This is a genomic window from Paenibacillus sp. E194 (genome assembly GCF_000935845.1).
GTDB lineage: Bacteria > Bacillota > Bacilli > Paenibacillales > Paenibacillaceae > Paenibacillus_B > Paenibacillus_B alvei_B.
Genome location: NZ_JMDX01000314.1, coordinates 1 through 5590 on the forward strand (window position 1 = coordinate 1; position 5590 = coordinate 5590).

General features: G+C 46.2%; 5 protein-coding genes. 3 read left to right on the plus strand and 2 right to left on the minus strand.

The features are described 5' to 3' along the window. Both AZ66_RS26085 and AZ66_RS26090 read right to left on the minus strand, forming a co-directional pair. A partial coding sequence (locus AZ66_RS26085; protein ID WP_044357540.1) for a tetratricopeptide repeat protein occupies nt 1–1029 on the minus strand: 1029 nt, incomplete at its 3' end. A gap of 239 nt (nt 1030–1268) precedes the next feature. Next, nucleotides 1269–1613, minus strand: coding sequence for a hypothetical protein (locus tag AZ66_RS26090; protein ID WP_231587061.1), 345 nt, complete (start codon nt 1611–1613; stop codon nt 1269–1271). Nucleotides 1614–1906: 293 nt separating this feature from the next. On the opposite strand from AZ66_RS26090, the gene AZ66_RS26095 reads away from it, so the two are divergent. The 3 genes from AZ66_RS26095 to AZ66_RS26105 all read left to right on the plus strand — a co-directional run. Continuing rightward, complete coding sequence (locus AZ66_RS26095; RefSeq protein WP_044357541.1) at nt 1907–3250, plus strand: phenylacetate--CoA ligase family protein; 1344 nt, start codon at nt 1907–1909, stop codon at nt 3248–3250. Between the two features lie 77 nt (nt 3251–3327). Beyond that, nucleotides 3328–4569, plus strand: a complete 1242-nt coding sequence (locus AZ66_RS26100) for a phenylacetate--CoA ligase family protein (RefSeq protein WP_044357542.1) — start codon at nt 3328–3330, stop codon at nt 4567–4569. Nucleotides 4570–4622: 53 nt separating this feature from the next. Continuing rightward, nucleotides 4623–5590, plus strand: a 968-nt coding sequence (locus tag AZ66_RS26105) for a bifunctional 3-deoxy-7-phosphoheptulonate synthase/chorismate mutase (RefSeq protein WP_044357543.1), incomplete at its 3' end; no start/stop codon positions are given.

Below are 5590 nucleotides of genomic sequence, written 5' to 3' on the forward strand. Positions count from 1 at the left end.
ATCCTCCGCGCGTTCTTCCACATGCTCCTTCTCATGTTCCTTCGCATGTTCTTCCGCTCGTTCTTTCGCACGTTCTTTCGCGCGTTCTTCCGCGCGTTCTTCCGCGCGTTCTTTTGCACGTTCTCTCGCACGTTCTTCCGCACGTTCTTTTGCACGTTCTTTCGCACGTTCTTTTGCACGTTCTTCTGCACGTTCTTTTGCACGTTCTTTTGCACGTCTCTTCTCGCGATCTTCCGCCTTTTCTTTCGCTTTTTCATACTCCTTTTCATTACCAAACAAAGTAAGGAGGGCGTTGCCTACAGTTCGAGTAGCTTCAATCAAGATGGAAGAGGGGCCTTTGTTTGGTATTTTTTCAACTGCTGGTTTTCCTTCTAGCTCTTGCAGCTTTTGCTTGGAAAGCTGCTTCCATGCCGAATTTTGTGTTTGACTCTCCAATTTTCTAAAGTGCGTAGCCGCGTCTTGGTTCTGGCCTATCTTAGAGTAAGCCTCACCGAGTTCATAGATGAGTTCTTCGGTGTCAAGCGTGTCAGGTGGTGTATTGAGGACGTGGGTAAAATCTTCAATCACCGTCTTCGTCCGATGGAAGTACTGCTCTGGGAGATTGTAAGAGGACTTGCCGCGAAGCAGTCGGATCGTACTGTTGTGTGGGTCGGCGGCTACCGCATTGTCGAGCATTTTCAATCCTTGTTTTGACCATTTCAACTTATCAGAAGCCTCTGTTTTATCTCTTGCAATCAATATCATGGTGCTGCCATAGTAAGCACCAACAAGGGGATGATCTGGATTATCGACGTGCAGCTGTTCTAAAATCTGATGTGCTTCTTGAACAGCAGCCGCACTCCCAGCTACGCCATTCAGATAAAGTTGGATAGCTAGGGTGAGTCTTTCATTGAACGGGTCAGACGGAGTAGACACTTGATCTGACACGGAATTTAGAACAGATTCGGTCAATGAAGCATGATCATCGCTCGATGTTGAAGTCTCATTCAAGTCTGAGTCTTCCATATCGCTGGGATTAAGGTTTGTCACTCAATTTCATCCTCTCTGTACTCATGCATGAACACATTGCTCGCTTGCATGATTCTAATCATCTTTTCTCTTTGGATACATGGAGGCAAGACGCTGTGAGACTTCATTCGCCTTGGCGGGATTGCCGCTATTTTGGTAGGCTTTGCTCAGTTTTCGAAGTGCTCTTCTGACTTGTTTGTGGGTAAGGTAATTTGAATCTTGTAGATAACGGTCTAGGAGGAACGTGAAGTCCTCGATCGCTATTTTCGAAGAATGGAAATAAGTCTCCGGCAGATGCAGGCAGACACTTCCGCGTACGAAGCGAATTTCTTTTCGTTTGGATCCATTTCTACTGCTTGATTCAATATCTCCAAACTCTCGAGTGCTTTTTCTTCTTTCTCAACAAGTTTGACGGCATCACGTGATAAGAGGGCTAATGAACTACCGTAATAGGCTTCAATAAGCGCATGATGAGGCTGGGTCTCACGGAGCCTTAACAGCTTCTCATGCGCTCTTTTCGCTGCTTGTTTGTCTCCCTCAACTCCATCTTGAAGGAGCTTTTTTGCGATCTTGAATTGTTTTTCAGGAGTGCTGTCAGATGACATGTATGCCTAACCTCCAATTTGCTTCGCTATTCATTTGAAAGTCGAGTCCCTCTACGCCAACATCTCATGATTTCGAAGGTTATATAATTGTTACGTTATGCGAGTCCCTACTGCATTGATTGGATGAAAAAATCAGTTTTCAGAAGATATACAGTTGTCCGAGTCAAGCATGACATTGCGTGCATTTCATATAAGGGTGACTTGGATGCGTGGGGAGTACAAATAAACAATGAGAGAATGCTAGACGAATTACATGCCGAAGGTTTGGACTGAAAATGGTTAGGAGGATTTTTATGAAAGCACAAACCCATAAAATGAAGGTAACCGTGGACGAACATACATCCCATCTAGAACAATTCAAAGCATTTTTTACGAAATTGGATGAGGATGGAAGCACCATTGAGAAGCTGCCTCGGCAAAAAATTGAAGAGTATCAGTTACAAGCAATTAACGCCACACTTGCTCATGTTTGGGACCGGAATGAATATTATCGTTCAAAGCTGGAAGAAGCAGGCTTTACAGTGCCGGAGATTGAAAGCCTGGAGCAATTAACAAATGTACCGCTATTGAATAAAGACGTCATTCGAGGCGATAAGCAGAAAATCTTATGTGTAGACCCGAAAGAAATCGGGCAGGTTCACCTTACGAGCGGCACTTCGGGAAAGCCTATTTATACCTCGTACTCATTAGCTGATCAGTATGTCTATGATTTGCTGCCGAAATATTTGCAATTGTTTAAGGAAACGGATGTTGATGTGGTAGCCGTCGCCTTGCCTTATGAATTTGCTCTGCCTGGTCTTGGGTTTCAGCGGTTGTTTCAGTTTGCATTTGGAACGGCAGTCCTATCACTTGGCAAAGGCGGATACATGGCTCCCGTCGATAAGTCATTAGAATTGATGAAGGAGTTCCAAGCTACAGTTCTGACTACGACCCCCTCATATGCGGCGCTTTTGGCTGAAGAAAGCGAGCGGTTCGGTATCAAAATCGGAGAAGACATACGATTGAAAAAAATAGTGCTTACAGGTGAAGGCTGCTCCTATAAATTCCGTGAGCGTTTGGAAAAATGGTGGGGATGCGAAGTATCCTTCTTCTACGGATCGACCGAATGCGGCGTCGTTGCGGTCGAATGCAGTGAGCACAAAGGTTATCACGTGATGGAGGGACATGTAAAAGTCGAAATTATTAATCCAGTTACGCGGGAAAAGCTACCTTACGGCAAGACGGGAGAAATCGTGGTAACGACGTTGTTGCGCGAGGCCATGCCAATGGTCCGTTATCGCAGTGGGGATATCGGGTATTTACAGAAATCCAAATGTGATTGTGGTCTCACAATGGACGTCCTTCATTTGAGAGGAAGAATGGAGAGTATGATTCGATTGGGGGATGAAGACTACTCCCCGTTCCTATTAGAACAATTTTTGATGGAAATTCCAGATGTGGGTATGTGGTATCACTTCAAATTGAATCAGGGATCATTCAAGATTGAAGCCGAACCGTTTCGGACGGAATTAACAGATGAGCAATTGGCAACGAAAATCCGGAAGCATATGACGGATCGAATCGGAATTGATTGCGAAGTGGAAATCAGACATGATATTCCTCGGACATTTGGCAAAGCAACGCGAATATTCACGTAAGACAGCTAGGAGCATGGGGCCAAGGATTCGCATTACCCATCCTTAAGCGCCGTGTTACGCCGAGAGGAGGTGCCCTAATGACCGATATTCAGAGGGAGCGGGAGGAGAAGTTCAAGAATTTATTAGTACGCCTAATGAAATCCCCTCTATATCAGGATCGATTAGCGAAATATAACATCGATGATATCGGGATGGAGCACATCCAAACACTGCCCTTGACAATGAAAGAAGATCTCCGCAATGCCGGTACTTTCGGACACCTAGCTGTCGAAATGAGTAAGATTGCCCAATACCACGAATCCACAGGTACAACCGGAGAACCTTCCGCTTCTTGGTTCACGCATGAAGATATGCGAGTAGGCGGAAGACAGCTTCAGGAATGTGGAGTCCGATTGACAGCGGATGATCTTGTGCTGATTCGATTCCCGTATGCCCTGGCGCTGCCCGCCTTCTTAATGCAGCAAGCTGCTTGGCAGATAGGAGCAGGGGTTGTACCTGCAAGTGGACGTACGGTAGTTACACCATATCCGAGAGTATTAAGTCTTATGAAGCGCCTACAAGTTACCGTATTAGCTGGACTTCCGCGCGAGATGGAGCTTTTGGCTGAGGCAGCACGTCTCATTGGTTTGGATGTGAACACAGAATTACCAGCGCTACGGGCTATTTGTGTTGCTGGTGAGTTAATGAGCGATAAACGCAAAGAGCATATCGAGAGGCTGTGGGGTGTACCTGTTTATAATATGTATGGTTCGACCGAAACCGGGAATATTGCGGCCATGTGTGAGTGTGGCTCGATGCATATCGTGGAGCAGGATTTTTACGTGGAAGTGCTGCATGAAGATGGTTCAGGCACTGTTGCTCAAGGAGAAAGAGGGTTTGCGGCGATAACAACGCTCACCCATCAAGCTTCTCCTCTGTTGCGATATTTTAATGATGATATTATCTCCGTTGAATCCACCATGTGTGCTTGTGGGCGAGCAATAGGCAAGTTGGTGCATTACGGCAGAAGTAAGGATCGAATCATCATCGGTGATACGATTCTAGATGCATATGACATCCAAGAAGCTATCTATTCGTTGACACCTGCCCCAGATGCATGGAAGGTATTGGAGCAAGAAGAGGGATTATACATTCTTCTTGATTCGCACGATGCTGGACAATGGAGTAGGGAGGACATCCAAACTCGATTATCTGAAAAGCTTCATGTGCCTGTCACCCTTCAAATCATTGCTGACGCAACGCTTCTCGATCGAGTTGGGCTCGTAAATAACGCGCCATCGACCAAACCGGTGTATATCCAGAAGCGACATAAAGTTTAGCTGGTAAGGGTAAGGCTGCAGTCAATTGTGAAAAAGAGGGGTGTGTTCTCGTTGTGAGCGACAAGTGGAAACAATTAATCACGCAATGGGATGGAATTAACCAACAATTGCTCGATCTGATGAACGAACGTGCACGAATGGCTGTGGAAATCGTTCAAGAAAAGAATAAGCAGGGCATTTCACAAGCGGAGCCAGTTGGCAACCAACAACTACTGAAAGAGCTTGCTACCCATTCTTTTGCGAATCCCGAAATAAAAAAAGAGGCTCCTGCCGAGCGCAAGCTTCTCGTTAGCCGCCAGCATAAGAGTGAAGATACAGCTATTCAAGTAAAACATACTGAAATCGGCGGCTCTGTGCCTGTTATCGTCGCTGGCCCCTGCTCTATTGAAAGCAGAGATCAGCTGCTTACCGTTGCTTCCGCAATGAGGAATGCCGGCATTACCGTCTTACGAGGAGGCGCGTATAAACCGAGAACATCACCGTATGATTTCCAAGGCCTTGGCGAAGAAGGATTGAAAATCATGAAGGAAGTGGCTGATGAGACGGGGATGGTGACGATCAGTGAAATCATGAGCCCTATGCATATTGACACGGCAGCTCGTTACATTGACATCTTTCAGATTGGTGCCCGCAATATGCATAACTTCGATTTGCTGAAAGCCGTTGGCCAAACTCAAAAGCCTGTCTTGTTGAAACGTGGTCTCTCCGCCACACTCGAAGAATTCGTATTTGCGGCTGAGTATTTGCTATCCAGCGGGAATAACCAAGTCATGTTAATTGAGCGCGGAATTCGCACCTACGAGAAATGGACGCGTAATACACTCGATATTTCTGCTGTTCCGATATTGAAACAAGAGACCCATCTCCCCGTTCTCGTGGATGTTACCCATGCGACTGGCCGAAAGGATATTATGCTTCCATGCGCGAAAGCAGCGTTAGCGGCTGGCGCGGATGGTATTATGGTCGAAGTGCATCCAAATCCGCAGGTTGCACTTTCTAGATGCGAAGCTAGACAGTTGAA

What these genes read in the sequence shown, in the direction of transcription:
- AZ66_RS26095 (WP_044357541.1), top strand. Translation starts at nt 1,907, where the DNA reads ATGAAAGCACAAACCCATAAAATGAAGGTAACCGTGGACGAACATACA.
- AZ66_RS26090 (WP_231587061.1), bottom strand. Translation starts at nt 1,613, where the DNA reads ATGTCATCTGACAGCACTCCTGAAAAACAATTCAAGATCGCAAAAAAG.
- AZ66_RS26100 (WP_044357542.1), top strand. Translation starts at nt 3,328, where the DNA reads ATGACCGATATTCAGAGGGAGCGGGAGGAGAAGTTCAAGAATTTATTA.